This is a genomic window from Xanthomonas sp. JL1, from assembly GCF_038405005.1.
The window spans coordinates 93,744-115,655 of record NZ_JBBYGR010000046.1 but is presented as its reverse complement, the minus strand read 5'-3'; the positions used below and the strand labels follow the sequence as shown (position 1 = coordinate 115,655).

17 protein-coding genes, 2 other RNA genes, 1 pseudogene and 1 riboswitch are annotated in these 21,912 nt (G+C 63.2%); of the genes and pseudogenes, 10 read left to right on the top strand and 10 right to left on the bottom strand.

Features of this window, described 5'->3' with window-relative positions; genetic code table 11:
• Nucleotides 1–300: pseudogene (locus WJW29_RS10810) on the top strand (transposase); the annotation flags it as partial.
• Nucleotides 301–308: 8 nt separating this feature from the next.
• On the opposite strand, the gene WJW29_RS10805 reads toward WJW29_RS10810, so the two are convergent.
• Nucleotides 309–382, bottom strand: a non-coding RNA gene (locus WJW29_RS10805) — sX9 sRNA.
• Here WJW29_RS10805 and WJW29_RS10800 point away from each other — a divergent pair.
• Nucleotides 366–442, top strand: a non-coding RNA gene (locus WJW29_RS10800) — sX9 sRNA. The genes WJW29_RS10805 and WJW29_RS10800 overlap by 17 nt on opposite strands.
• 54 nt (nucleotides 443–496) lie before the next feature.
• Here the strand turns inward: WJW29_RS10800 and glp are convergent.
• The 8 genes from glp to ndk all read right to left on the bottom strand — a co-directional run bounded on the left by glp (nucleotide 497) and on the right by ndk (nucleotide 8,671).
• Nucleotides 497–1,717: a gephyrin-like molybdotransferase Glp gene (gene glp, locus WJW29_RS10795; protein ID WP_011259163.1), complete on the bottom strand. Its 1,221-nt coding sequence runs from the start codon at nucleotides 1,715–1,717 to the stop codon at nucleotides 497–499.
• Nucleotides 1,718–2,031: 314 nt separating this feature from the next.
• Complete coding sequence (gene der / locus WJW29_RS10790) at nucleotides 2,032–3,429, bottom strand: ribosome biogenesis GTPase Der (RefSeq protein ID WP_011259164.1); 1,398 nt, start codon at nucleotides 3,427–3,429, stop codon at nucleotides 2,032–2,034.
• Nucleotides 3,430–3,439: 10 nt separating this feature from the next.
• Nucleotides 3,440–4,657, bottom strand: coding sequence for an outer membrane protein assembly factor BamB (gene bamB / locus WJW29_RS10785; protein WP_011408657.1), 1,218 nt, complete (start codon nucleotides 4,655–4,657; stop codon nucleotides 3,440–3,442).
• Nucleotides 4,657–5,295, bottom strand: coding sequence for a tetratricopeptide repeat protein (locus WJW29_RS10780; RefSeq protein WP_011259166.1), 639 nt, complete (start codon nucleotides 5,293–5,295; stop codon nucleotides 4,657–4,659). Before WJW29_RS10780 ends, bamB begins: the two co-directional genes overlap by 1 nt.
• A 70-nt stretch (nucleotides 5,296–5,365) precedes the next feature.
• Nucleotides 5,366–6,226, bottom strand: coding sequence for a helix-turn-helix domain-containing protein (locus WJW29_RS10775; protein ID WP_011259167.1), 861 nt, complete (start codon nucleotides 6,224–6,226; stop codon nucleotides 5,366–5,368).
• Nucleotides 6,223–7,011 (bottom strand): type IV pilus biogenesis/stability protein PilW, encoded by a 789-nt coding sequence (pilW, locus tag WJW29_RS10770; RefSeq protein ID WP_011408658.1) that lies wholly within the window; start codon nucleotides 7,009–7,011, stop codon nucleotides 6,223–6,225. The genes WJW29_RS10775 and pilW overlap by 4 nt, the downstream gene beginning before the upstream one ends.
• Nucleotides 7,012–7,021: 10 nt before the next feature.
• Complete coding sequence (rlmN, locus tag WJW29_RS10765; RefSeq protein WP_228329755.1) at nucleotides 7,022–8,215, bottom strand: 23S rRNA (adenine(2503)-C(2))-methyltransferase RlmN; 1,194 nt, start codon at nucleotides 8,213–8,215, stop codon at nucleotides 7,022–7,024.
• 30 nt (nucleotides 8,216–8,245) lie between these two features.
• Complete coding sequence (ndk, locus tag WJW29_RS10760; protein ID WP_002812972.1) at nucleotides 8,246–8,671, bottom strand: nucleoside-diphosphate kinase; 426 nt, start codon at nucleotides 8,669–8,671, stop codon at nucleotides 8,246–8,248.
• Nucleotides 8,672–8,890: 219 nt separating this feature from the next.
• Here ndk and WJW29_RS10755 point away from each other — a divergent pair, with 219 nt between their 5' ends.
• The 7 genes from WJW29_RS10755 to WJW29_RS10725 all read left to right on the top strand — a co-directional run bounded on the left by WJW29_RS10755 (nucleotide 8,891) and on the right by WJW29_RS10725 (nucleotide 16,044).
• Nucleotides 8,891–9,523: a TetR/AcrR family transcriptional regulator gene (locus tag WJW29_RS10755; RefSeq protein ID WP_011259170.1), complete on the top strand. Its 633-nt coding sequence runs from the start codon at nucleotides 8,891–8,893 to the stop codon at nucleotides 9,521–9,523.
• Nucleotides 9,524–9,547: 24 nt separating this feature from the next.
• On the top strand, nucleotides 9,548–11,920 hold the full coding sequence (locus WJW29_RS10750) for a 3-hydroxyacyl-CoA dehydrogenase/enoyl-CoA hydratase family protein (RefSeq protein ID WP_011259171.1): 2,373 nt from the start codon (nucleotides 9,548–9,550) through the stop codon (nucleotides 11,918–11,920).
• 157 nt (nucleotides 11,921–12,077) lie between these two features.
• Nucleotides 12,078–13,283: an acetyl-CoA C-acyltransferase gene (locus WJW29_RS10745; protein ID WP_011259172.1), complete on the top strand. Its 1,206-nt coding sequence runs from the start codon at nucleotides 12,078–12,080 to the stop codon at nucleotides 13,281–13,283.
• Nucleotides 13,284–13,440: 157 nt separating this feature from the next.
• Nucleotides 13,441–13,517: riboswitch (Fluoride riboswitch) on the top strand.
• A gap of 86 nt (nucleotides 13,518–13,603) precedes the next feature.
• Nucleotides 13,604–14,935 carry a voltage-gated chloride channel family protein gene (locus WJW29_RS10740; RefSeq protein WP_011259173.1) on the top strand — a complete coding sequence of 444 codons (1,332 nt, stop codon included), beginning with the start codon at nucleotides 13,604–13,606 and terminating at the stop codon, nucleotides 14,933–14,935.
• A gap of 95 nt (nucleotides 14,936–15,030) precedes the next feature.
• Nucleotides 15,031–15,282, top strand: a complete 252-nt coding sequence (locus WJW29_RS10735) for a hypothetical protein (RefSeq protein ID WP_256724591.1) — start codon at nucleotides 15,031–15,033, stop codon at nucleotides 15,280–15,282.
• Between the two features lie 31 nt (nucleotides 15,283–15,313).
• Nucleotides 15,314–15,721 (top strand): fluoride efflux transporter CrcB, encoded by a 408-nt coding sequence (crcB, locus tag WJW29_RS10730; RefSeq protein WP_011408660.1) that lies wholly within the window; start codon nucleotides 15,314–15,316, stop codon nucleotides 15,719–15,721.
• Nucleotides 15,718–16,044: a DUF190 domain-containing protein gene (locus WJW29_RS10725; protein ID WP_011259175.1), complete on the top strand. Its 327-nt coding sequence runs from the start codon at nucleotides 15,718–15,720 to the stop codon at nucleotides 16,042–16,044. The genes crcB and WJW29_RS10725 overlap by 4 nt, the downstream gene beginning before the upstream one ends.
• Nucleotides 16,045–16,075: 31 nt before the next feature.
• On the opposite strand, the gene WJW29_RS10720 is transcribed toward WJW29_RS10725, so the two are convergent.
• Complete coding sequence (locus tag WJW29_RS10720; RefSeq protein ID WP_011259176.1) at nucleotides 16,076–17,452, bottom strand: replication-associated recombination protein A; 1,377 nt, start codon at nucleotides 17,450–17,452, stop codon at nucleotides 16,076–16,078.
• A 236-nt stretch (nucleotides 17,453–17,688) separates the two neighbouring features.
• On the opposite strand from WJW29_RS10720, the gene xopZ reads away from it, so the two are divergent.
• Complete coding sequence (gene xopZ / locus WJW29_RS10715) at nucleotides 17,689–21,855, top strand: XopZ family type III secretion system effector (RefSeq protein ID WP_011259177.1); 4,167 nt, start codon at nucleotides 17,689–17,691, stop codon at nucleotides 21,853–21,855.
• Nucleotides 21,856–21,912: the final 57 nt, after the last annotated feature.

Genomic DNA, 21,912 nt, shown 5'->3' with positions numbered 1-21,912 from the left:
CAATCCATCTGGTGCTTGATGGTTTGCCTGCTCACAAGACCCGTGGCGTGCGCGATGACGTGGACAGCCTGAAGGGCAGGCTGACGCTGCATTTCCTGCCGGGTGACGCGCCGGACTTGAATCCCGACGAGATTGGTGTGGAGCTACACCAAGCGCACGGGCGTAGCGCGCAGCCCGCTGCGCAGTGGCGGGAAGCTGGCCGATCGGGTGCATGATCAGTTATCCGACATTGCAGCTCGACCAGAATTGGTGCGCTCGTTCTTCAGGCATCCAAGTGTCGCCTATATTTCTGACTTATGAGTAAGAGCAGTTAACAAAACGTAGCGAGCAGCTGTCAGGCGGGCGCGGCCGGTGCTCGGATCGGCATGTACCACGCGTACACTCCTGTTCTGAGCGCGCCGTCCGCGCCCACCTGACAGCTGCTCGCTACGTTTTGTTAGCCGCTCTAAAATAAGATGCGCATCATTCTGCCGAACTCTCTCGCTCTAGCTAACGCTCACAACGCGTACGGAATCACCCGCACACTCTCTCCGGCTTCAAAACGCCGCGCTTGCTCGGGCAGCACGATCAAGGCATTGCTGTCGGCCGCGCCACGCAGTAAGTGTGAGGCTTCGCCGCGGTGCGGCAGCGCGGTCAGCCGTCCGTCTTCGCCGCATTCCAATCGCCCGCGCAGGAATTCCAGACGTTCATGGCGTTTGTCCCAAGGGCTTGCCAGTGCCGCATGCCAGACCGGGCGCGCTTCGCTGCGTCCCTGCAATCCATCCAGCAACGGCACGCCGTAGGCGATCAGCGTTGCCAGTACCGAGACCGGGTTGCCCGGCAGGCCCAGCACCAGGCAGCGACCGATCTGTCCCAACACCGCCGGCATGCCCGGGCGCATGCGCACGCGCCAGAAATGGATGCGGCCCAGTTCGCCGATCAATCGCGGCAGATAATCCTTTTCGCCGGCAGAGACACCGCCGCAGGTAATCACCACATCGAACGCAGCGGCCGCATCTTCGAGCATGGTGCGGATGCGCTGCGGGTCGTCCGGCAAGGTCGGCCAGGCGGTTGGCGTATAGCCGAGCGCACGCAGCTGCGCCATCAGCATGTCGCGGTTGCTGTTGTAGATCTGTCCCGGCCCGAGCGGCATACCTGGCTCGATCAATTCATCGCCGGTGGCCAGCACCGCAATGGTCGGGCGCGGCGCAACCGCAAGCCGCGACACACCCAGCGCAGCAGCCAGACCGATACGCGCAGGCGTCAGTACCTGCCCGGTCTGTATCACCAGATCGCCGGCACGCACGTCACTGCCGGCCAAGCGCACGGCAGAGCCGGGCCTAGGCGTGGTGCGAAACCGCACGCTGCCATCGCGCTCGTCGGCGTCCTCCTTGGGAATCACGGTATCGGCGCCATCGGGCAGCGGCGCGCCTGTCGTAATGCGCAGGCATTGCCCTGCGCTTAGGGTCCCGGCCCAACGCTCGCCAGCAAACTGTTCGCCGACCAGCTGCAACGCCGCATCGCCGGCAGCAACGTCGGCATGCCGTAGCGCAAAGCCGTCCATCGCGCTGTTGGCGAATGGCGGCAGCGCCAGCGGTGCAATCAGATCACCGGCCGAGATGCGTCCATCGGCACGCGAGGTGGCGATGTTTTCATCGGGCGAACGGTTGCTGGTCGCAACAGTGCGCAGAATCTGCAGCGCCTGCGCGTAAGAAATGCGGGAAGGATAGTCGGTCATGTTGCGCAGGATACCAGCGCACCACTACTGCGAAAGATCGCGACATTACTCAGCTGCTGAAGCAGCTCAGCGCCGTTGGCGGACGCTAAATCGCACGTGGATGTGGGATTTCATCTAAGAGTCTCGGTTACCCATGCTCAAGCACAACGTGCACGTCGCGGAGCTTGCGTCGGTTGTTGATCGAAAGCACATGAAACGTTGTCAAGGGCCTTCCTGGCCCTACTTGGACGGGCCGCCGCCTTCAACTCAAAGTCCACAGACCTGCGCGCTCCCCAAACCGCCTGACCCTCGCGTTTCAGGCGGCCCGAGCGCAATTACTTGCCTTTGACGTGCCGCATCAGGCGCCGCTTGCGGGCCACCTGTCGATCGGAGAGCGGATTCTTCTTGCCCTCATACGGATTAGCGCCTTCGCGGAAGATGAAACACACCGGCGTGCCGACCAGCTTGAAACGCTTGCGGAAGAAGTTTTCCAGATAACGCTTATAAGACTCAGGCAACACCTTCAACCGTGTGCCATGCACGATGAAGGTTGGTGGATTCGCCCCACCCGGATGCACATAGCGCAGCTTGGAGACATGGCCGCGAATGCTCGGCGGAGGATTGGTCTCATAGGCGATTTCCAACGCCTGGTTCACTTCGCTGGTGCTGAACTCATGCGTCGCCGATGCGTGCGCACGATGAATCGCCTGGAACAGCTCGCGCATGCCCGACCCATGCAATGCAGAAATCCGCACCGCCTCGGCCCAGCTGACGAAACCCAGCTTGCGCGAGAGCAGATCTTCAGCCTGCGCCCGCTGGTAATCGCTTTGCCCGTCCCACTTGTTGATCGCCACGACCAACGCGCGCCCGGCATCCAGAATCGCGCCGAGAATCGTCGCATCCTGATCGGTCACGCCTTCGGTGGCGTCCAGCATCAAGACCGCGACCTGGCATCGCTCGATCGCCTGCAGTGTCTTGAACGCACTGAATTTCTCGACTGCCTCCTCCACCTTGCCGCGACGGCGCAGGCCGGCGGTATCGATCAGACGGTATTGGCGGCCATCGCGCTCCAGATCCACCGCGATCGAATCACGCGTGGTACCCGGGACTTCCGAAGCGATCATGCGTTCCTCGCCCAGCAGGCGATTAACCAAGGTCGACTTGCCTACATTCGGGCGGCCGACAAAGGCGATGCGCACGCGCGCGGGGTCGTTGTCCAGCAGCTCGCCGGACCCTTCCTCGGGCAGCCGGGCACCGACTTCTTCCAGCAACTCATCGATACCTTGCCGATGGGCGGCAGACAATGCCACCACGTCGGAAAAGCCGTAGCGCGCAAATTCCGAGCGCACGGTTTCTTCGTCGGTGCCGTCGATCTTGTTGATCACCAGCACAGTCGGCCGTGCCAGTTTGCGCAACCAGGCCAGGATCTCGTCATCCAGCGACGATTCGCCTTCGCGACCATCGACCACGAACAGCACCAGATCGGCTTCGCCGGCAGCGGCACGTGCCTGGCGCGCAGTGGCGCCTGCAAGGCCGTCCTCGTCGCCGGCAATCCCGCCGGTATCGACGACGATGAAGGGTTGCTGCTCGTCGAGACGGCAGACCCCGTAATTACGGTCGCGGGTGACGCCGGGCTGGTCGTGGACCAGCGCGTCGCGGGTGCGCGTCAGCGCATTGAAGATGGTCGACTTGCCGACATTGGGCCGTCCAACCAGGGCGACCAGGGGCAGCATCGCAAAATCCTTATTGTGCCAACCGGAAGGCGGTGAGATCGCCGTCGGTGTTTTGTACCAGCAAAATGCCATCAACGACCTGCGGCTGCGCCAGCAACGTGTCGCGTCCAGCGCGCGCGCGCGCGGCCAGCGCACCGTCGCTGAGTTTCAGCCAGTGCAGGTAACCCTTGTAATCGCCAACCACGGCGTAATCGCCCTGAATAGCCACCCCGGTCAGTGAGCGACGCGCCAACGCAGCCTGCGACCACATCGCCGCACCACTGCTCTTGTCGAGGCCCCACACCGAACCGGCGTTGTCCGACACGACCACGACGGCCGACGACACACCAACGCCACCGGTGCCGCCGTGATCGCGCGTCCACAGCGGACGGCCGCTCGGGCCTTCCAGCGCGAGGGTTTCGTTCTTGAAGCTGGTCGCATACAGCGTGGTGCCATCCAGCACCGGTGCGCCGTCGACATCGGACATGCGTTCCAGTTCAGTACGGCCTTCCGGCACGCCGATGGCCTGCTCCCACAACGGGCGACCATCCTGCAGCGCCAGCGCGCTCAAGGTGCCGCTGTCGTTGCCCACGAAGACCACGCCCGGGCCGGTCACGATCGGCGCGTTACCGCGCACCGACAAGGTCGGACCTTCTTCGGCGTGGAACCAGCGACGCTCGCCGGTGGCCGCATCGAACGCGGTCACACGACCATCGTTGCTGCGCACCAGCACCAAATTCTGCGCGATGGCCGGCGCGGCGATCACTTCGTTCGGCACCTTGGCACGCCACTTTTCAGTACCATCGGCCTGATTCAAGGCAATCACATCGCCGGATAGGCTGCCGATCACCACCAAGCCTTCGCCAACGCCGGGACCACCAGACAGGCGCTGCTTGAATTTGCGGTCGTTACGCTCTTCTTTCTTGGGCTTGTATTCCCATACGTGCTTGCCGGTCTGCAGGTCCAGCGCCTGCACGCCGCCAGTGATGGCCGCTGCATACACCTTGCCATCGGCCACGGCCGGGCGCTGACGTACGCCGATATGCCCCTCGCCCTTTCCAACGCCGGTGGACCAGATCTTGTCGACCTTGACCGACGGTTCGAACTTCACCAGTTCGGCAGGTTCCTGCGCCTTCTTGGCAGCAGCGTCCTTACCGGCAAACCAGCCCTTGACGGTGCTGCAGCCAGCCAGCGACAGACCCATCACGGCAATCAACGCAGCGCGCTTATACATATCAACCTGCTTCATCAAATCTGCTCCGCCGGATCGGGCACTTTGCCACCCACATCCATCAGCTTGGTTTCCAGCAACCGACGTTGCGGCGACGCCACATCCACCGTGGTCAGGGCCTTGGCATACAACGCGCGCGCTTCATCAGGCTTGCCCTGCACCACCAGCGCATCGGCGCGGATCTCCAGGCTGGCGTGATCCTGCGCATCGGCCAGCAGCTTGATCGCTTCGTCTGGCTTGCCGCTTTCGGTCAGCACGCGCGCCAGGCGCTGTTGCACAATCTGCTTGAGCTCGCCTTCGGCGGGCACGTCGCGCAATGTCTTGATTGCTTCGGCGTTCTTGCCGACATCGACCTGGGCCTTGGCCAGACGCAGCGCGGCCAGTTCAGCGTAAATGCCACCCTTGCCGTCGTCCAGCGCCATGATGTCCTTGGCGGCCTTGTCCAGGTTTTTGGCCTGGATCGACTTCACCACCGCCTCGTAGCGCGTGTTGGCCTCGACCAACTCGGTGTTGGTGTACTTCTGCCACCACTGCCACCCCAGGATCAGGACCAGCCCAACCAGGACGCCGCCCACCAGACCCGCGCCATTGTTTCTCAACCAGGAACGAACGCGTTCGCCTTGTTCGTGTTCGTCCAGCAGATCGTCGATCGCCATGCGTACTCTCGCTCCGTCATCCCGAAGGCGCGGAACATCAATAGGGATAAATGAAAAACCGCAGTCCGCTTCACTCGGAAGCAGGTACCACGGAGCCGTCGGAGGATACCGCAAAACGTGCCACGTTAGCGCGCTGGAACGGTCTCACATCGACGATACTGCCGCCTTGCTGAACCTCTACCGCCGACGCATTGCCGAGCACGATGCGCCCCACCTGGCCCGGCGAATACGTGCGACGCTCGCCGGCACGTATCAGTGCTTTTTCGACCGCGCTGCCATTCGGTGCCAGGATCTGCACCCAACTGTCGCCGCTGAAATTCAGCGACAAACTGCCGCCAGGGGCAGCGGCCGCGGCAGGCACCTGGGCGTCGGCGGTGGCACGCGGCACCGGGGTCATCGATGCGATATACGGCGCTGGTTGCTCGCGCGGCGTGGGAGCAGGCTGCGTTGCAGCAGTGCCCGGCGCAGGGGACTTCGCAGCCTCCGGCATGCTGTCCAACGACACCGTGCTTGGCGCCTTGCCATCCAGATGGGAGCGCGTCGCATACCAGACCGGTACCGCGAACACGCCGGTAATGACCACGTACATGGCTTTACGCGCGGTACTTTCAAGAATGCGGCGCGCACGTGGCGTATGCGTGTGACTGACCAGCTTGACCGGTTCGATCGGCGCAATGGTCGCCTGCTGCAGAAGCGGCTCCAGGTCGACCTGCAGAAAGCGCGCATAGCTGCGCAGCTGCCCGCGCACGAACACGGGCGCGCCCAGACACTGCCAGTCCTCCTGCTCCAACGAACGCACCACATGCACTGGCATGCGCAGCTTGCCGGCCACCTCGTCCACGCTCAGACCTGCTGCCTCGCGCGCTTCGCGCAAATGCTGTCCGCAGCCCTTTTCCTGCTCGAAAAGGTTCGGGTTGGAATCACTGATCACAATGCATTGGCCCCGGGAGTAGCGGTCGCTGCGTCAGGGAATTCCTTGACCAACCGCTGTTTGTAACGGCCGGCAGCTACCTTGTCGCCTAGCCCTTGCTCAATCTGAATGGCGAGTTGTAACACGGAAGCCGTTGCCGGTGCAGCTGAAAGACGTCGTTCGATAAAAGCGCGGGCTTCGAAATAATTGCGACGCCCCGCTTCCAGGCGCGCCATTGATTCGAGCGCATATGGATTATCCGGATCCAGATCGAGCGCTTTGTGCAGATCGCCCGCAGCTCGCTCCAGTTGCCCCGCCTTGATCGCGCAACCGCCCGCATTTCCCAATGCATACGCAGGAGACGCGTACGTGCGGTCGGCCAATGCACGATCAAACCAGGTCAATGCTTCGGCGGGCGACCCATTCGCACACAACCAGGCGCCGTAGTTATTCAGCACGTCGCCGCGCTGCGGCGCGAGTTCCGCAGCGCGCCGGTACGAGGCACCAGCAGCGGCCGTATCGCCCTTGGCGCCCTGAATCAGCGCCAGCAAGCCGATGGCATCCACCGATTGCGCGTCTTTTTTCAGAGCGGCACGCACCTGTTCTTCGGCACTGGCGTAATCGCCGGTCTGCAGGCGATTACGGGCGAGGCCGAGTTTCTCCTGCACCGCCAGACGGCTCCTGGTCTCAGCGCTGTCGCGGAACGAATACACCGGCGAGACCTCTTCCACGATCTTGACCGACCCTGCCTTGGCATTACGCCCACCGCAGCCAACCGCGCACAGCGCGATCGCCACGGCCGCCATTAACGCGAGTTCACGCTGCCGCATCTCGATCGGCCTGCCCTTCCAATGTGCGGCGGAACTCCGCCTGACGACGGGTACGGTCCATGACCTGCCCCTTGAGCTGCCCGCATGCGGCGTCGATGTCGTCGCCACGGGTACGGCGAACTATCGTCAGCACCTGCGCATCGAGCAGGATTTTCTGGAACGCGCGAATCTCCGTCTCGCCCGAGCGCTCGTAACGCGTACCCGGGAACGGATTAAATGGAATCAAGTTGACCTTGCCGGCGTCCTTGGACTGCACCGCATTGTCGAACTGACGCATCAGTCTTGCCAGCTGGCGCGCATGCTCCGGCTGGTCGTTGATGCCCTTCATCAAGGTGTATTCGAACGTCACCGAGTCGCGCTTCTTGCTGCCGCGCAGATATCGCGCGCACGACTCCATCAACTCGGCGATCGGGTATTTCTTGTTCAGCGGGACCAGGGTTTCGCGCAGCGCGTCATTGGCCGCGTGCAGCGACACCGCCAGCGAGACGTCGCTTTCAGTGGAGAGCCGGTCGATCATGGGCACCAGGCCGGAGGTCGACAGCGTCACCCGCTTGCTGGCCAGCCCGTAGCCAAGGTCGTCGCGCATCACGCTCATCGCGCGCACGACGTTATCGAAATTCATCAGCGGCTCGCCCATGCCCATCATCACCACGTTGGTGAGACGGCGCTGCTGGTGCGGCACATTGCCCAGATGGCGCGCCGCCACCCACACCTGGCCGATGATTTCGGCAGTGGTGAGGTTGCGGTTGAAGCCCTGGGTGGCAGTTGAACAAAAGCTACAGTTCAAACCGCAGCCGACCTGGGAGGACACGCACAGCGTGCCGCGGCCCTTGTCGGGGATATACACGGTTTCGATGGCGTTCTTGCCGTCGGTCCCCATGGCCAGCAGCCATTTGTGGGTGCCGTCGGTCGAAGGCTTATCGAACACGACATTCGGGACGAGGACCTCGGCATGCTGGTGCAACTTCGCACGCAGCGCCTTGCCGAGGTCCGTCATATGGTCGAAATCGGTGACGTAGCGATGGTGAATCCACTTCATCACCTGATGGGCACGGTAACGCGCCTCGCCGAGCGTGTCGGCGAAGAAGCGCTCCAGACCCTCACGATCGAGGTCGAGCAGATTCTGCTTGCGCGGTTCCGACGTCCGGACGGGAACGTCCTGCAACACGGAGGGGATCACGACCTCATTCACGATTCGACTCTCTCGGCCTCAGCGCGAGACCACTTCGGTTGCGGCAAAGAAATACGCGACTTCGTTAGCGGCGTTCTCGACCGAATCCGAGCCGTGGGCGGCATTGGCATCGATCGAATCAGCGAAGTCGGCGCGGATGGTGCCCGGCGCAGCGTCCTTGGGATTGGTCGCGCCCAGCAGGTCGCGGTGTGCGGCAACGGCGTTCTCGCCTTCCAGCGCCTGGATCATCACCGGGCCGGAGATCATGAATTCCACCAGCGCATTGAAGAACGGACGCTCGCGGTGCACGGCGTAGAAGCCTTCGGCTTCGCGGCGCGACAGCTGCTTGTACTTGGCGGCCACAACCTTCAGGCCAGCCTTCTCGAAGCGACTGTAGATTTCACCGATGACGTTCTTGGCAACGGCGTCGGGCTTGATGATGGACAGGGTGCGCTCCAGCGCCATGGGAAGTTCTCCGTTGGGCGGGCCACTGAAGGCCCGAGGTTATCATGAAAAAAAAACCGCGTCAAAACGCGGGCTTAGGCTTCTTTGCGATGGTCAATTCTATCCCGTCGCAGATCCGTTTGCACACCGCCCCCTGAATCGTGCTGCATTGCGACATGACCTGCCGGCAACACAGTCCGTAGACTCAAACAATCGTTTGATTGAGCTTTAGTACCGCGCATGCCCAAGTCCGCCCACTTCTCCACGAAGGACCGCATTCTCGGTGCGGCCGAGGAGCTGTTCGCCCAGCACGGGTTCGCCGGCACGTCGCTGCGCCAGCTGACCACTCAGGCCGACGTCAATATCGCTGCGGTCAATTACCACTTCGGCTCCAAGGAAAACCTGGTCAACGAGGTGTTCCGCCGGCGCATGGACGAGATGACCACGGCGCGGTTGCAGCAGCTGGAAGCGGCAAAGAAGTCGCAACCCGGCGAGCTCACCGCGGTACTGGCGGCGTTTGTCGAGCCGGCGCTGGCAATGGCGCAGGACCGCCAGAACGGCGGCGCCTTCGTTCGCGTGATCGCACGCGCCTACGCGGAAAAAAACGACAACTTGCGCAAGTTCCTGTCCGATCACTACGGCCATGTCCTGCGCGAATTCGGCAAGGCCATCACCGGCTGCGTGCCGGGCCTGAGCAAGGAAGAGCTGTACTGGCGACTGGACTTCCTCGCCGGTGCGCTGACCTATGCCATGGCCGATTTCGGCCTCATCAAGCGGCCTGCGGGCGTCAGCGAGGCCGATCACCGCGCGCGTGCCGCGCGCGAACTCATTCGTTTCGCGGAACCCGGTTTCCGTGCTCACTCCACACCGTAAACGTTCCTCAAGAGGCTTATCGCTATGTCCAATCCGTTGCTAGTTCGTCGCGCCGCCGTGCTCGGTGCCGGCGTCATGGGCGCGCAGATCGCCGCCCACCTCACCAATGCCGGTGTCGACACCGTGCTGTTCGACCTGCCCGCCAAGGAAGGCCCGGCCGACGGCATCGTGCTCAAGGCGATTGCCAATCTCGGCAAGCTGAGCCCTGCACCGCTCGCCAGCAAGGCGCTGGCCGAGGCGATCACGCCGGCCAACTACGAGAGCGGCCTGGAACAACTGCGCCATTGCGATCTGATCATCGAAGCGATCGCCGAGCGCATGGATTGGAAGCAGGACCTGTACAAGAAGATCGCCCCGTTCGTCTCCGCGCATGCCGTGCTGGCGTCCAATACCTCGGGCCTGGGCATCAACAAGCTCGCCGACGTGCTGCCGGAGCAGCTGCGCCATCGCTTCTGCGGCGTGCATTTCTTCAATCCGCCGCGCTACATGCACCTGGCCGAGTTGATCCCGGCCAAGGGCACCGACAAAGCCGTGCTCGAAGGCCTGGAAGCGTTCCTGGTCACCACGCTCGGCAAGGGTGTTGTGTATGCCAAGGACACGCCGAATTTCATCGGCAACCGCATCGGCGTGTTCTCGATCCTGTCCACCATCCACCACACGCAGCAATTCGGCCTGGGCTTCGATGAGGTCGATGCGCTGACCGGCCCGCTGGTCGGTCGCCCGAAGTCGGCAACCTACCGCACCTCGGACGTGGTCGGCCTGGACACCATGGCGCACGTGATCAAGACCATGGGCGACACCCTGCCGGACGACCCGTGGCACCAGTATTTCACCTCGCCCAAGTGGCTGGATGCGCTGATCGCCAAAGGTGCGCTGGGCCAGAAGGTCGGCGCCGGCATCTTCCGCAAGGTCGGCAAGGATATCGTGGTGGTCGATCTGGAGAAGCAGGACTACCGCCCGGCAGATCGCGTCGCTGCGCCGGAAGTGGTGGATATCCTCAAGATCAAGAACCCGGCCGAAAAGTTCGCCACGCTGCGCGAGAGCGAGCACCCGCAGGCGCAGTTCCTGTGGGCCACGTTCCGCGACCTGTTCCACTACAGCGCCGTCCATCTGGCCGATATCGCCGAAACCGCGCGCGATGTGGATCTGGCGACCCGCTGGGGCTACGGCTGGTCGCTGGGCCCGTTCGAAACCTGGCAGGCCGCCGGCTGGAAGCAGGTGGCGCAGTGGATTGCCGAAGACATTTCCAATGGCAAGAGCATGAGCAGCGCGCCGCTGCCGAACTGGGTGTTCGATGGTCGCGACGGCGTGCATGGCGCCGAAGGCTCGTACAGCCCGGCGCGCGATGCCAAGCTGCCGCGTTCGGCATTGCCGGTGTACACGCGTCAGCGCTTCCCCGATCCGTTGCTGGGCGAGCAGTTCTCGCCCGGCGAAACCGTGTTCGAAAACGACGGCGTGCGCATGTGGCATGACGGCGACGACATCGCGGTGGTCAGCTTCAAGACCAAGATGAACACCGTCTCCGACCACGTGCTCAACGGCTTGCAGGACGTCGTTGGTCGCGCCGAGAAGGACTTCGCTGGTCTGGTGATCTGGCAGCAGAAAGAGCCCTTCTCCGCCGGTGCCGATCTGACCGGCGCGCTTGGCCTGCTGCAGGCCGGCAAGGTCGATGCGTTCGAAGCGCTGGTCGCCAACTTCCAGGCCACCAGCCAGCGCATCAAGTACGCACAGGTGCCGGTGATTTCGGCCGTGCGCGGTCTGGCACTGGGCGGCGGTTGCGAATTCCAGATGCACAGCGCCAAGACCGTCGCCTCGCTGGAAAGCTACATCGGCCTGGTCGAAGCCGGCGTCGGCTTGCTGCCGGCTGGCGGCGGCTTGAAGGAGATCGCGGTGCGTGCGTCGATTGCCGCAGGTCCGGGCGGCGATGTGTTCGCCGAGTTGAAGAAGACCTTCGAAACCGTGGCAATGGCCAAGGTCTCCAACTCGGCGGTCAACGCCCAGGAACTTGGCCTGCTGCGTGCCACCGACAAGGTCGTGTTCAACAGCTTTGAGGCGCTGCACATCGCCAAGGCCGAGGCACGCGCATTGGCCGAGGGCGGCTACCGCGCCCCGCTGCCGGCACGCCGCATCCAGGTCGCCGGCGACGTCGGCATCGCCACCTTCAAGATGCTGCTGGTCAACATGCTGGAAGGCCGCTTCATCAGCGAATACGACTACGAGATCGCCACCCGCATCGCCACGGTGGTCTGCGGCGGCGAAGTGGATCGCGGCGCGCTGGTGGACGAAGAATGGCTGCTCAAGCTGGAGCGCAAGCACTTTGTCGAACTGGCCCAGCAGGAAAAAACCCAGGCGCGGATTGGGCACATGCTCAAGACGGGGAAGCCGTTGAGGAACTGAGATGCGGGATTGGGGATTCGCAACGGCGATTCCCCAGCCCTGCACGAGCTTCGCTTCCACCAAATTTATCCGCCGGGTTGGACCATTCGGACATCGGGATTCGCTTTGACGAATCCCAAATCCCGAATCCCGAATCCCGGCCATCGGAGATAGCCAAATGAGCAAGCAGATTCAAGACGCCTATATCGTTGCCGCCACGCGTACGCCGGTGGGCAAGGCGCCGAAAGGCGTGTTCCGCAACACCCGTCCCGACGACATGCTGGCGCACGTGCTGCGCGCGGTGGTGGCGCAGGCGCCGGGCATCGACACCTCGCGCATCGACGACGCCATCATCGGCTGCGCCATGCCCGAGGGCGAGCAAGGCATGAACGTGGCGCGTATCGGCGTGCTGCTGGCAGGCCTGCCGAATTCGGTGGCCGGTCAGACCATCAACCGGTTCTGTTCGTCCGGCATCCAGGCCATCGCCATGGCGGCCGACCAGATCCGTCTGGGCAATGCCGATCTGATGCTGGCCGGCGGCACCGAGTCGATGTCGATGGTGCCGATGATGGGCAACAAGGTGGCGATGTCGCCGAGCGTGTTCGCCGACGACCATGTGGCCATTGCCTATGGCATGGGCATCACCGCCGAGAAGGTCGCAGAAGAATGGAAGGTGTCGCGCGAAGATCAGGATGCCTTCGCACTGGCCTCGCATCAGAAGGCCATCGCCGCGATTGCCGCCGGCGAGTTCCGCGACGAAATCACCCCGTACGAAATTCACTCGCATCAGCCCGATCTGGCAGGCAACGTCATCGCGCTGCGCAAGCACCTGGTCGATACCGACGAAGGCCCGCGTCCGGATAGCTCGCTTGAAGGCCTGGCCAAGCTGCGCCCGGTGTTCCGCAACGGCCAGTTCGGCGGCAGCGTCACCGCCGGTAACTCCTCGCAGATGAGCGATGGCGCCGGCGCGGTGCTGCTGGCGTCGGAACAGGCGATCAAGGATTACGGCCTGACCCCGCTGGCGCGTTTCGTCAGCTTCTCGGTCGCCGGTGTACGCCCGGAAGTGATGGGCATCGGCCCGATCGCTGCGATTCCCAAGGCGCTCAAGCAGGCCGGCATGACCAAGGGCCAGATCGACTGGATCGAGCTCAACGAAGCCTTCGCCGCGCAGGCACTGGCGGTGATCCGCGATAGCGAGCTGGATCCGTCCAAGGTCAATCCGCTGGGCGGCGCCATTGCGCTCGGCCATCCGCTGGGCGCCACCGGCGCGATCCGTGCTGCCACGCTGGTGCATGGCCTGCGCCGTCTGCAGCAGAAGTACGGCATGGTCACCATGTGCATCGGCACCGGCATGGGCGCGGCTGGCATCATCGAAGCGCTGTAAGGACCAACGCCCGAGCCACCCTGGCGGGTAGATCAGGATGCTACAGCGGCCGGAGAGCCATCGCTCGCCGGCCGTTTTCCATGCGGATGAATGGCGTCGGACCAAGCGACTGTGGATTCCCTGGCGGTCTGGACAGGACCGCGCACCAAGATTACTCTCGGGATTCGGAGATGGCGTTCCTCCGCGCAGTTCCATCAAACCGTAGCGATTGCTACTGATGACGCCTACAAGAACTCTGGCTCGGTCCGGGGATTGTAGGCGTGTTCGTGCTCACATCTCCCTGCCGTGCCAGCCCTCATGTCCACAGACGATAGGCTGCCATGTCACGATTTCGTCGCCCCGAGCACCTCGACCTTTTCACTCATCTCGCCAAGTGGCTGGTGATTGCCAGCATTGTCGCGGCGCTGGCCGGCACCGCTTCGGCATTTTTCTTGTGGGCACTGGATTGGGCCACCAATTGGCGCCCGGCACATCCGCGCGCGATTTGGCTGTTGCCGCTGGCCGGTTTTGCGGTCGGGCTGGTGTATCTGCTGCTGGGGAAGCAGGTGGATGCGGGCAATAACCTGATCATCGACGAAATCCAGGACCCCAAGAAGCTGGTGCCGCTGCGCATGGCGCCGCTGGTGATGGGAGGCACGGTGGTCTCCCACCTGTTCGGCGCATCAGTCGGCCGCGAAGGCACCGCGGTGCAGATGGGTGCCGCACTCGCCGACCAGCTCACCCGCCTGCTGCGCCTGCGCAACGAAGACCGGCGCATGGTGCTGATGGCCGGCATCAGCGCCGGCTTCGCTTCGGTGTTCGGCACCCCGTTGGCCGGTGCCATCTTCGGGTTGGAGGTGCTGGCCATCGGACGATTGCGCTACGACGCCCTGCTGCCCTGCGCGGTGGCCGCCATCGTGGCCGACCAGGTCTGTCTGGCCTGGGGTATTCACCACATCCATTACCCGATCGGTCAAATCGTCCCGGTCGGGATCGGCAGCGTACTGGCGGTCATGGCAGCCGGCATGCTGTTCGGTCTGGTCGGCATGCTGTTTGCCACCGTGACCCATCGCCTGGGCAATGTGAGCAAACGCGCCATCGGCTACGCTCCGCTGCGCCTGCTCCTGGGCGGCTGCATCATCGCACTGGCGGTGTGGGGACTCGGCACGCAACGCTATATCGGTTTGGGAATTCCTGAGATTGTGCGCGCCTTCCACGAACCCATGGCGCCCTGGGATTTTCTGGGCAAGCTGTGCTTCACGGCCGTCTCGCTGGGAACCGGCTTCAAGGGCGGCGAGGTGACGCCACTGTTTTACATCGGCGCCACGCTGGGCAATGCGCTTGCACCGTTACTGCATCTGCCCTTTCCGATGTTGGCTGGGATCGGTTTTGTGGCTCTATTTGCAGGCGCATCCAATACGCCGATTGCATCCACGCTCATGGCGGTCGAGCTGTTCGGTGCCGATATCGCGCCGCTTGCCGCAATCGGTTGCATCACTGCCTATCTGTTTTCAGGCCATACCGGGATCTACCACGCGCAACGCATCGGTCACGGCAAGCACGATCGACACAGTGCGGGGCTGGAGGACACCCTGCGTCTTGCCGACCTGCAAGCACGGCGGCGGCTCATCCGGCGCACGCCAGACAACGCTGCCAGCGAGAAGCGGACATGAGCCTGCCAGAGCACCCCAGCGTTCTGCGCCTGTACTTCGCCGCCGGCACCCGCGCCAGGCCTAGCCGGTTCTTGCACCGGCTGGGCGCTCCGGCTTTGGCGCGCCATCTGCTACACGCTGCAAGGCGCAGTGGCATCGCGCAGGCCGTCTTGCTGCATGTGGATTCGGACTATCTCGCGGGACAAGCACAGATGTTCCATCATCATCCGGAACTGGCCCACATGCGCCACCGACAATGCCTGGAACTGATCGATAGTCAGGCGCACCTGCACGGCTTTTTGGATGCGCATCGCGACGAGCTACGAGATGTGCGCGCAGTGCTGTTGTGCTGCTGCGAAATTCGCTGACACACTACAGACCAAGCCCCGGAGAAGCCATGTGACACCAATCTATACCATCGCCGCCATTTCGCTGGGCGCCAGTCTGGGAGCGCTGGCTCGATACGGGCTAGGCCTGGCTCTCAACGCCATCTTCCCTCCGCTGCCGATCGGAACACTCGCAGCAAATCTCATCGCCGCCTATGTGGTCGGCGTGACCATCGCCTATGTCGGCACCGTACCCGGTCTTTCGCCGCTGTGGCGTCTGTTTATGATCACCGGCCTGGCGGGAGGGCTGTCCACGTTCTCCACCTTTACTGCCGAGTTGTTTTCGCTGCTGCGTGAAGGAAGGCTTGGGATGTCGGCCGGCATGCTCGGCCTGCACGTCGGCGGCTCGCTCGCGTTGCTGATGCTGGGCATGCTGACCATTGGCCTGTTGCGCAAGTCATCATTGGGAATTGCCGAATGAAGGGTTATCAACTTACGTTTTTCACCAGCCAAGGTGCCCGCCATGGGCATGCAGCGCTCTGCGACTGGGTATTGGAAACCGCACGCGACTGTGGTGCCAGCGGCGGTACCGTCGTGAGCGGCCAGGAAGGCTTTGGCCACGCAGGGCTGTTGCATTCAGCGGGTTTTTTCGAATTGGCCGACCAACCACTGACGATCATGATTTGCGCAGACGCATCAGCTTGCGAGCGTTTATTTGCACGCATCGCCGATGAAGACGTTGCACTGCCCTACGTCAAGACGCCAGTAGAATTCGGGCGGGTCGGCAGGTTGACGCTCGACTGAAGTCAAGCTTCGCCCGCGCTTACTGGCGGCATCATGTCTGGCTCTTGGATCCACGCTTTTCCGCGCGCGCCTGCCCCCTGGTTTCGCGCAACCGGTCCAGCTTTTCTTTCAGCTTGATCTCCATCCCGCGCGGCATCGGGTTGTAATACACGCGCTCGCCCATCGCATCCGGGAAGCCGGTCTGATCCAGCGCGATGCCGCCTTCGGCATCATGGTCGTATTGATAGTCCTGGCCGTACCCCAGCGTCTTCATCAGCTTGGTCGGTGCGTTGCGTAGATGCAGCGGCACTTCTTGCGTACCGGTGGCACGCACTTCTGCCCTGGCCTGATTGAAGGCAGCGTAGCCGGCATTGGATTTGGCGGTGCTGGCCAGGTACAGCACCAGCTGTGCGAAGGCCAGCTCGCCTTCCGGGCTACCGAGGCGCTCGTAGATGTCCCATGCCTCCAGCGCCATTCCCTGCGCACGCGGATCGGCCAGGCCAATGTCTTCGATCGCCATGCGGGTCAGCCGTCGCGCCAGATACGTCGGGTCGCAGCCGCCATCGAGCATGCGCGTCAACCAATACAGCGCTGCATCCGGGTTGGAACTGCGTACGGATTTATGCAGTGCCGAAATCTGGTCGTAAAACTGCTCGCCGTTCTTGTCGAACCGACGCGTGCGGTCGGCCAGCACCTGCAACAAGGTTCGCGGTGTGATCTCGCCACCCTCGCCCGTCGCCAGTTCCGCAGCAATTTCCAGCAGGGTCAGTGCCCGGCGCACATCGCCATCGGCAGCGCTTGCGATTTCCAGCAGCGATGCCTCGCTGACCTGGATCGTTTGCTGGCCTAAACCACGCTCTGCATCGTGCAAGGCCCGCTGCAGGGCTTCGACGATGTCCTGCGGCGACACGCCTTCCAGCACATGCACGCGGCAGCGCGACAGCAACGCGGAGTTCAACTCAAAGGAAGGGTTTTCAGTGGTCGCGCCGACGAACAGAATCGTGCCGCGCTCGATGTGCGGCAAGAACGCGTCCTGCTGCGCCTTGTTGAAGCGATGCACTTCATCGACAAACAACACCGTGCGACGGCCGCCTGCAAAACGTTGGGCGGCCTCGGCCAGCACCTGGCGCACTTCCGGTAAGCCCGACAGCACCGCCGAAATCGCATTGAATTCCGCGTCGGCGTAGTGCGCCAGCAACAAGGCCAGGGTGGTCTTGCCGCAGCCAGGCGGGCCCCACAGGATCATCGAATGCACGCGACCGGATTCGACCGCGCGGCGCAAAGCACTATCGGGAGCCAACAAGCGCTTCTGGCCCACCATGTCGTCCAGCGTGCGCGGCCGCATCCGCTCTGCCAACGGCCCCATGGCGCTGCGATCGACATGCAGCAGATCAGGCGTAACCGAGTCGGGACGTTTGCGTTTGCTCACACTGCATTCTAACGCCTGCGTCGGGGCCACGTTCCACAACGCAGTGTTCGCCCACCGCTGGCAGACGCGCTGACATTCTCTTTCCAGGCGACCACTTCGCGCAGCTGCAATGCCTCGAACGCGCTGCGCAATATTGTTATTAAGTAACAATTGACCGCATGTGTCGCTTGCCTGCACCCGGCATTGGCCGCAAGCGGCGCAAGCACCAGCGACACGTTCAGCGCACGGATTCCACCATGCCCCGCATTCCGCTCCGCCCCTCCGCCATTGCCGCTTGCCTTCCAGGAATGGCCGAGACAATCTCGCATCCATCCGGACCTTCGGCAAAGCGGCAGACGCACAACAAACTGGCGACACCCGATCCACGTGCGTTCGAAGCAGAACTGATCCAGGCACAGGACGATCCGCTGGACTGGTCCGCGACGCTGCTTGAGCAAGCGTCGCAGGCAAGTGTCGTCGAGCCCGGATTGAAAGCAGCACCCAAACGCAGACACACGCTCCTGCGGCCCTGCGGGAAGGCCGCAGAGCTACTGGGCATGAGTAGTGGCGCGCCCGAACCACACGCGACGCTGCTGCGCTATTCCTCTGTGCAGTGCGAGCGGAACCGACCAGCCGATCCATCGGACAGCCACGCCAGTGCCGCACGTTCTCCACAAGCAGCGCTGCCGCCGCCCAATGCCAGCCAGGATCTCAATGGGGCGTTGATACGCCGGCTGGAGCAATCCAATCACGACCTGGCCGCACGGATTTCCCAGCGTCGTCGCGACGAATTGAAGTACGCACATGCACAGACGCTACAGGCCGCACGCGAGCAGCTGGCGTTGAGAGCCCGGCGGGCGGCCAATCTCAGCGACAGCATCAGCGTGCTGACGCGCGAACGCGCCGCGCTGCTGCAACAGCTGCATGGATGCAATGTGCAAACCGATGCGGTGTCGGCGGCGATGCAAGATCTTCAGGCCAATATTCTTTCTGCACGCGCCGCGTTGCATGCGCTACCGGTCGATCCGCAGTTGCGCGCTGTCGTGACGCACGCATCGCAAAGCGCGGCCAATACGCATCAGAGCGCCGATTCCTCACCACTGCAGCTCACCTGCACTCGCCTTGAAAACGCATTGCGTGACGCGCGCGCGCGCGGCGATGCGCTGGCCAAGGCGGTCTTCTTCGGCCGCGGCTCGGCGCAGGCAACAGAAGCGGAGCAAGCACTCGCGCGTACGAATGCGCAGATCGATCAGCTACAGAGCGCGTATGCACAAGCGCGCGATGCGTTGCAGTCGGATCAAGCAAGTAGTTCTACCAGTGCGCCGGCATCTCGCACGCTTGCGTCTCACCTTGCCGCAGAGCAGAGCCAAGAAATCCAGGCACTGCGCACTCAGCTGGCGCGCGACGAACAGATGCTGTCCCTGCAAAGCGTGCATGCCGAGCGCTGCCAGCGGAATGCGCGGCGCCTACAGGAGCGCCTCGTCCAGGTCGAGGCAACACTGAAGCAAGCGCAGCATTCATCGCGGGTCAACACAAAGGAGTTGTGGCAGCAGGACCACACAGTCAGCGCGCTGGAAGCCGCGGACGGCGACATGCAGCGCGCGGTGGAAACTGCAGCGGCACAGTCGCCGGCCGATGAGGCTAGGCGCGCACCTGACGATAGCGTCGCCGAAGCCATGGCGGCACTGCTCGATGCCCTACCCGGCTTCCGCGAGGACACGATCGGTCCCATGAGTCGACAGGTCCTGCGCACCTGGGCCGACGGTCTGCACAGACGCAGCGCTGCATTCGGGACCGACGCCTTGCAGCCGGTCGACGCATTGAACATTGCCCTTCAGGCGTTATCGATCGCCAGCCAGAGCGATGCCACGACGGCGGCCAACGTGCTGCAACGCCTGGGCGAGGTGCAGTTGCGCGAGCTGATTCCGCCACCACAGGTCTCCAACGCTGCCGAGGCAGTCCCGCCGATGGAGGCCGTGACCACCTGCGTCGGCTTGTTGGTCAGCGTTCCGCGCGGAATGCAGGTTCTGTTGCACATGCTGCGCGAAGAACCCACATCCCCAGCCAGGGAGTGGCTGGAAGCGGCGCAGGTCCATCTGCGCGCCAGCCACCGGCTTGCATTGACGCCGGACGCAGAACAGGCCGAACGCGCCTGGTTGGCCGATGCGCAGATGGGAGCGCGCCATGCCGTGCATGGTGCAACGCCGCTGCAGGGCCTGCAGTCTGCAACGGATGCCCAGCGCAGCGCATTCCATGCCATCCGCAACGGTTATGAAACCACGCGGGCTGGTTCGCCTTATGCGCGCGTCAACGCAAGCCTGCAGATGTTTGCGCAGTGGGCGGTAGCAGGCGGCCAAACGCGGGGCAAGCGCGCCCTCAATCCTTTCAACGCACTCAAGCTGGGAATGAAGGTCGGCGCCTCCGAAGCACTGCCGACTGCTGGGCGGCGTGCCAACGACGCTTTTCGCGAGGCGGCCGGCCACTTGAGCAACTGGCTCGTTGCGCGTCGCCACATTCAAATGACGTGCGGGCAGTTGCCGTCGCAGGACGAGCTGGCGATGCAGGCGCTTGCGGAATGCGTGCAATGGCTCCCGCACGAGCAGAGTGCGACCGAACTGATCTTCACTGCCAAGGTGTTGGCCGAGATCGAACAGCGCGCTCGGGAGCTGCAAGACTCGGTGACTGCCTCCCTGAGCACAACCGATGCTCGGCAACCGGCGGCGTGCCATCCGGCGATCGCGTCCGCCTGGGTTGCGCTACGTACCAGCCGCATGCGCCTGCCGGAAACGCTGCGCCTGATCCAACGCGGCCTGCTCGACCACGCCATACAGCCGAACGACACACCGGCAGGCGCAGCGCCATTGGATAAGGAACTGGCTTCGGTAGCGCGCAACCACTTTCATCAGGCCGTTGGTAACGCCAGCCGCTTTTTGCATGAGGGCGACACATCCCGCGTCAGGTCACCACGCGCGCTATTCGCCTGCCTGCGCAACGTGATGGAACGATTGGAATGGCGCGATAAGCTGCGGATCACCGAGCAACGGGTGATCGGGCTCAATACCACACCGCTGTCGGCCGCGCTTGCGATCATCCCCAGCGGCCTGGGACTGAAACTGTCGGCAGGCGGTCAAGTCAGTTCTGATCGCTCGGTGGAGATTTACATGGGACGGACCGGGCTGTCGCTGCAGATAGGACAGCAAAAGGCACGTCAATTCCAGGCCAGCACGGGCATTAGCGCGGGCGTGCTGCTGCCGGGCACCGAACACGCACCGGTGGGTATCACAGGCGCAGCCGAGTGGCGCATCAAAAAGGAATCGGGCATCGAACATGGCGTGCAGATCCGCGTGCCACGTCGGGGCAAAGGCCAGGAATTGGAGCAACGCGCGCAATTCCTGGCCATGTTTGAACATCTGCTGCAACTTGCCGAGCAATCCGGCGGCGATACCGCCCAGCTGACCGAGCGCGATTTTCTGGCGGAGTTGCTGGCACACCACCCCAGCATCACAGTCGGCCTGATCGGCCATGCAGAGCGCAACTCTTCGACCACCGAATCCAGCGTCAGCGTCGCCGCGGGCGTGAGGGTGGGAAACATGGACGGCCGACCGCGTCGCGCGACCCTGGGTGCTTCGCTCGGCCTCAAAGCACGACGGGAAACGTCCCGTTCGCAGACGCCGATCGAAGGCTACATGACAATGGTGCTAAAGGATTCCACTGCGCAATCCAGGGTAGATATCGCAGGGCGCGCATCGGCCAGTCTCGTCGCCCAGCAGTGGACGCAGCCAAGCGCTGGCAATGCACCGCCTAGCCCCGTTGCGCGGCTGTCCATGGCCTCGCTCGATCTCGGCTATAGCAGAGAATTGCACTTGGCCGGCAGCAACACGTTCTCTACCTTGTGGATGTTCAATAACGAAATCGATCCGGTGCGCACCGATCGTGGCTTCGAATTCTTCAACTTCGCATCGTTCGAACGCGAAGTGAAACGCAACTGGCAGTTATGGACCCACTACGGAATCTCCAAACTGCAAGGCAAGGTCGACGACCAGCGGCTCTACATGGTGGCCGAGCGACAGTTGCAGGACTTCATAGACCGGGTCCGCATCCATATGCAAGACAACAAATTCGCCTCGCTGATCGTGGACTGGGTGTTGCAGGCAGAAGCCGCGCCACGTCTGGACGCATTGCGCGCGCAGGCCCAGCTATTGCGGGTCGCCGGATGCGAAGCGCAAGCGGCGGAAGCCGATCGCGCCTTCGATGAACTGATCAACCACCCAAGCATCTGGGAACCGACGATCTTGATCTTGCGCGAAAAGGGAAAACGCCAACGCGAACGCGGAATCGATTTCTTCGTCAAACGCCAGACCAACCAATCCGCCGAAGCGATGCGGACGGTCGGTCAATGGATTCCCTACGAGCCAGTCCCGTAGCGTTACCGGTGCCATCCTAACGGTGCAGTTTCGGTCACATCACAACGACTGCTGCGC

Coding starts and splice junctions, on each gene's coding strand:
- glp (WP_011259163.1), bottom strand. CDS start 1,717: ATGACCGACTATCCTTCCCGCATTTCTTACGCGCAGGCGCTGCAGATT.
- der (WP_011259164.1), bottom strand. CDS start 3,429: ATGCTGCCCCTGGTCGCCCTGGTTGGACGGCCCAATGTCGGCAAGTCG.
- bamB (WP_011408657.1), bottom strand. CDS start 4,657: ATGAAGCAGGTTGATATGTATAAGCGCGCTGCGTTGATTGCCGTGATG.
- WJW29_RS10780 (WP_011259166.1), bottom strand. CDS start 5,295: ATGGCGATCGACGATCTGCTGGACGAACACGAACAAGGCGAACGCGTT.
- pilW (WP_011408658.1), bottom strand. CDS start 7,011: ATGGCGGCCGTGGCGATCGCGCTGTGCGCGGTTGGCTGCGGTGGGCGT.
- ndk (WP_002812972.1), bottom strand. CDS start 8,671: ATGGCGCTGGAGCGCACCCTGTCCATCATCAAGCCCGACGCCGTTGCC.
- WJW29_RS10755 (WP_011259170.1), top strand. CDS start 8,891: ATGCCCAAGTCCGCCCACTTCTCCACGAAGGACCGCATTCTCGGTGCG.
- WJW29_RS10750 (WP_011259171.1), top strand. CDS start 9,548: ATGTCCAATCCGTTGCTAGTTCGTCGCGCCGCCGTGCTCGGTGCCGGC.
- WJW29_RS10745 (WP_011259172.1), top strand. CDS start 12,078: ATGAGCAAGCAGATTCAAGACGCCTATATCGTTGCCGCCACGCGTACG.
- WJW29_RS10740 (WP_011259173.1), top strand. CDS start 13,604: ATGTCACGATTTCGTCGCCCCGAGCACCTCGACCTTTTCACTCATCTC.
- WJW29_RS10725 (WP_011259175.1), top strand. CDS start 15,718: ATGAAGGGTTATCAACTTACGTTTTTCACCAGCCAAGGTGCCCGCCAT.
- xopZ (WP_011259177.1), top strand. CDS start 17,689: ATGCCCCGCATTCCGCTCCGCCCCTCCGCCATTGCCGCTTGCCTTCCA.